This is a genomic window from Dietzia cercidiphylli (genome assembly GCF_014145145.1).
Lineage (GTDB): Bacteria > Actinomycetota > Actinomycetes > Mycobacteriales > Mycobacteriaceae > Dietzia > Dietzia natronolimnaea.
This window is the reverse complement of sequence record NZ_JAALEA010000234.1, coordinates 1-4,147: the sequence shown is the minus strand read 5'-3', so window position 1 is coordinate 4,147 and position 4,147 is coordinate 1. Positions and strand designations below refer to the sequence as shown.

The window sequence follows — 4,147 nt, the reverse complement described above, 5'->3', positions numbered from 1 at the left end:
CGTGCGCCATCTGGCGGTAGCGGTAGGCGAACACCGGGGAGAGGAGGGGTCCCGGCACGCGGGCGCGCACCCGGTCGCCCAGCACGGCGGTCCCGTCCGGACCCGCGGTGACGGTGTGCTCGTGGACCCACCCCGTGAGACCCGCGTAGGGCTGGGAGACGCAGCGGTCCACGAACCGCTCACCCTCGACGTACCCGGCGGGGTCGTGCTGCGCGACCCATCGCGGGCCGAACCGCGTCCCCAACGGACCGGGGAGCGCGGACCTCGGCTCGAGCACGGCCACACCGTCCCGCAGCGAGTCGGCCTGGCTCACGGGCCGCAGCGGCATGAACGGCGGGGAGATCCGGACGAAGGCACCCGGCGAGGCGAGATAATCCCACGCCTCGTCCGCGCCGGCCCGGATCGTACAACTGAGGTCGATGCTCATCGGTCCGTCTCTCAGGGGAGCAGGCACAGCGGGGTGACGTCGCCCCGCCCACCGGCCATGGGAACGGTCAGGAACGCGCAGGGCCACCAGCCGCGCGACTCGACGACGTCACGGACGGTGGACCACTGGTCCGCCCCCAGGGCGGGGTCCCGGCTCAACACGAAGCCGGAGGACCGGCTCGGGTCGCCGACGACCGCCACCGAGTAGTCGTCGGCGAGGTAGGTGATGCGGTAGTTGACCGGACCGTTCTCGTCCTGGAACGGCACCTGGGGGAAGTTCACGCGCAGGGAGGCGTTGGTGTCGGTGTCGCGGATCGTCGCCTCCCCCTCGATCACCGAGTCGGAGCTGATCGCCGAGCCGCAGGAGTTACGTACCGAGATCGTGTCGGGCGAGATCCGCGCGTACTCGGCGGTCGTGTCGTTGGTGCACTGCAGGGTATACGGCTGCGGGATCGCCGCGACCTGGTACCAGGTGCCCACGAAACGGTCGGGATCCACATATCCGACCTGCTGCAGCTCGGGGCCGCCGATCGACCCCACCGCGATGCCGTCGGGCAGCACCAGCTGCGAGGAGCCCCCGCCGAGGCGGCCCCCGTCGGTGAGGTCCTGGGCCCCGGCTGCGGGGGCGGCCCCGAGCCCCGCCGCCAGGAGCGGAACCACGGCGAGGGCGGTGACGAGTGAACGGACCCGGGAACGGCGCGAGGTGGTCATGGGTGGAACTCCTTCGTGTCGGCGGTGCGGGCTGGAGCGGAGTCGGCCGGAGCCGTGGCTGCGGATGCGGATGCGTCTGGACCGCCGGTGGTGGGCTCGCCCGCGGGCGTGACGCCGCGTCGGGGATCGCCAGGCCACCAGACCCGCTCCCCGACCAGGGTGAACAGAGCCGGCACCACGAGGGTCCTCACGACGAAGGTGTCCAGCAGGACGCCGAGGGCCACGATCACGCCGACCTGGGTGAGCACGATCAACGGCAGGACGCCCAGCACCACGAACACCGAGGCCAGCACGATTCCCGCGGAGGTGATCACGCCGCCGGTGAGGGCGACCGCCCGGACCATGGCCTCGCGGGTCGAGTGCGTGGCCGCCTCCTCCCGGGCGCGGATGATCAGGAACACCGAGTAGTCCACGCCAAGGGCGACGAGGAACAGGAAGCTGTACAGCGGGACCGACACGTCCAGGCCGGGGAAACCCAGGATCTGGGTGGTGACGAAGGTCCCCAGCCCGAGCGCCGCGAGCGACGACAACACCGTCGCGCCCAGCAGCAGCAGCGGCGCGATCAACGCCCGTAGCGCCAGGACCAGGACGACGAACACCACAAGGAGGATGAGCGGTGCGATCAGCGCGAGGTCGCGGAGGTTCCCGTCGGAGGTGTCGACGCCCTCGGCCACCGATCCGCCGACGATCGCCTCGGATCCGGGGACCTGGTCGACCGCGGAGCGCAACGCCACCACGCTGTCCTCCGACCGGTCGGTCGCGGGGGCGGCGTCGAGGGTCACCGTGATGCGGCTCCACCCGGTCCCCGACTCACCGGCCGGCATGGCGGACACCACGCCCTCCACGCCCTCGGCCACCTCCGTGACCTGCGCCTCCGTGCCGGTGCGGGTGAGCACGGTGACCGGGTCCGTGACGCCGGCCGGGAAGTGCTCGGCGGCGGTCTCCAGACCGGCCGCGGCCTCGGACGGCGTTCGGAACTGCTCCGTCTGGCTCAGGCCGATCCGGGTGCCCAGCAACCCGAACGCGAGGATCACGAGGATCAGTACGCACGAGATCAGGACACGGACCGGACGCCTGACCACCCCGGAGGCGATGCGGCCCCAGACGCCGGACGGGACGTCCTCGCGGAAGTCCTCGGGAGTCGTGGGGGCGGTCACCCGGGCGCGTGCGCCGGTGCGCGTGCCCGTGCGCTCGGAGTCGCGGTGCGGCCGGGGGACGAAAGGCCAGAACAACCCACGACCGCACACGGCCAGCGCCGCCGGCAGCGCCACGAGGGCGTACGCCAGGGCGACGAGAAGGCCGACGGCCGCGGAGAGCCCGAGCGAACGGTAGTTGGGCAGGGTCGCGAGCAACAGCATCAGCAGTGCCAGCACCACGGTGACGTTGCTTGCGATGATGGCGGGGACCGCTCCCCGGTAGGCATCACGCAACGCCTGTCGCCGGTTCTCGGTCCGCCGCAGCTCTTCGCGGTACCTGGAGACCAACAGCAACGCGTAGTTGGTACCCGCGCCGAACACCAGGACCGAGACGATGCCGGACGTGGAGCCGTCGACGGTCACGCCGACGGCCTCGCCGACCGTCGCCACCAGCAGGGAGGCCACCCGGTCGGCGACGGCGATCACGACGAGCGGGACGAGCCACAGCACCGGCGAGCGATAGGTGATGATGAGGAGCACCGCGACGACCGTCGCCGTGGCGGCCAGCAGCCGGAAGTCCGCGCCCTCGAAGGCGGCAGCGGTGTCCGCGGCGAAGGCGGGCCCGCCGGTGAGCTGCGCCTCCAGACCGGGGTCGAGGCCGTCGGCGACGGCGTCGCGCATCTCGCGGACGAGCTCGCTGCCCTGCTCGTTGGAGATCGACTCGGCCTCGACCGGCACCAGCATCAGCGCGGCGGCGCCGTCCTCGGAGGGGATCGGTCCCTGGGGCGCGGCGCCGACGACCTCAGCCATCCGCTCACCCGCCCCCACGGCCGCGGCGATCCCCTGCGGGCCCAGCTCGCCACCGTCCTGCCTGGTGACCACCAGTACCGCCGGCACCGACCCCGCGTCGGGGAATTCCTGCTGGATCTGGGAGACGAGGGCGGCCTCGGAGGTGTCCGGCAACGTCTGGGGTGCCTCGGACGCGCCCTCGGAGGACGCGAGCGCGAAGACGGCGCCGGACACGAGCAGGACCGCCGCGAGGATCAGCCAGGCGGTGAGCTTCCCCGTGAGCACGCCGACCCAGCCTCCGGTGGACGCGTCACTGTCCGTCGCGGTGCTCCCGGTTGTCATCGTCTCCCTCGCCCTCACGCGTTGTATTCGGAGAGGAACGCCTCGAGGATGGCGTTGACCTCGTCGGGCCGTTCCATGGTCGGCGAGTGACCCGCACCGGGGATCTCGTGGAAGCTCGTGGTGGCGATGAGCTCGGCGATCCGGCGCGACTTGTCCGGCGGGGTGGCCGCGTCCTCCGCACCCACCACGACCAGCGTCGGAGCGATGATCCGGATGGCCTCGTCCTCGCACGGATCCCGGTCCGCGACCGACTCGATGGCCTTGACCAGACCAGCGCGGTCGGTGCGCTCGAGCATCGCCATCCACTCCTCGACCCAGGGTGCCGAGAGGTTGCGGTCGGCGAGCATGATCGGCGCCACGCGGGACCGCAGCGGCTTCATCCCGGCGACGCGGTACACCTTGGACAGGGTCTTGTACTTGCTGCGGTTGGCCGGCTCCTCCGCGGTGGCGGCGGAGTCGAGCAGGGTGAGGGAGTGCACGATCTCGGGGTTGCGGGCCGCGAGCCGTATCCCGACGAAGCCGCCCATGGACAGGCCGACGAAGTTCACCACGGGGATCTGCAGGTGCCGCAGGAGTTCGCTGACGTCCACCGTCAGCGTGTCCATGTCGTACCCACCGAGCGCGCGGGGCGAGTCGCCCTGCCCACGGAAGTCGATGGTCACGCACCGGTACCTGTCCCGCAGGTGGGCGATCTGGTGCTGGAACATCCACCCGGAGAAGAGCAGACCGTGGGCGAAGAACAC

General features: G+C 71.7%; 4 protein-coding genes. All 4 read right to left on the bottom strand.

The window, feature by feature from the left end; genetic code table 11:
• The coding region (locus G6028_RS08945) for an SRPBCC family protein (protein ID WP_479682427.1) at positions 1-427 on the bottom strand (427 nt) is incomplete at its 3' end.
• Between the two features lie 11 nt (positions 428-438).
• Complete coding sequence (locus G6028_RS08940; protein ID WP_179523650.1) at positions 439-1,137, bottom strand: lipocalin family protein; 699 nt, start codon at positions 1,135-1,137, stop codon at positions 439-441.
• Positions 1,134-3,404: an MMPL family transporter gene (locus G6028_RS08935; protein WP_182658674.1), complete on the bottom strand. Its 2,271-nt coding sequence runs from the start codon at positions 3,402-3,404 to the stop codon at positions 1,134-1,136. Before G6028_RS08935 ends, G6028_RS08940 begins: the two co-directional genes overlap by 4 nt.
• 14 nt (positions 3,405-3,418) lie before the next feature.
• The coding region (locus G6028_RS08930; protein WP_182658673.1) for an alpha/beta fold hydrolase at positions 3,419-4,147 on the bottom strand (729 nt) is incomplete at its 5' end.

What these genes read in the sequence shown, in the direction of transcription:
- G6028_RS08935 (WP_182658674.1), bottom strand. Translation starts at nt 3,404, where the DNA reads ATGACAACCGGGAGCACCGCGACGGACAGTGACGCGTCCACCGGAGGC.
- G6028_RS08940 (WP_179523650.1), bottom strand. Translation starts at nt 1,137, where the DNA reads ATGACCACCTCGCGCCGTTCCCGGGTCCGTTCACTCGTCACCGCCCTC.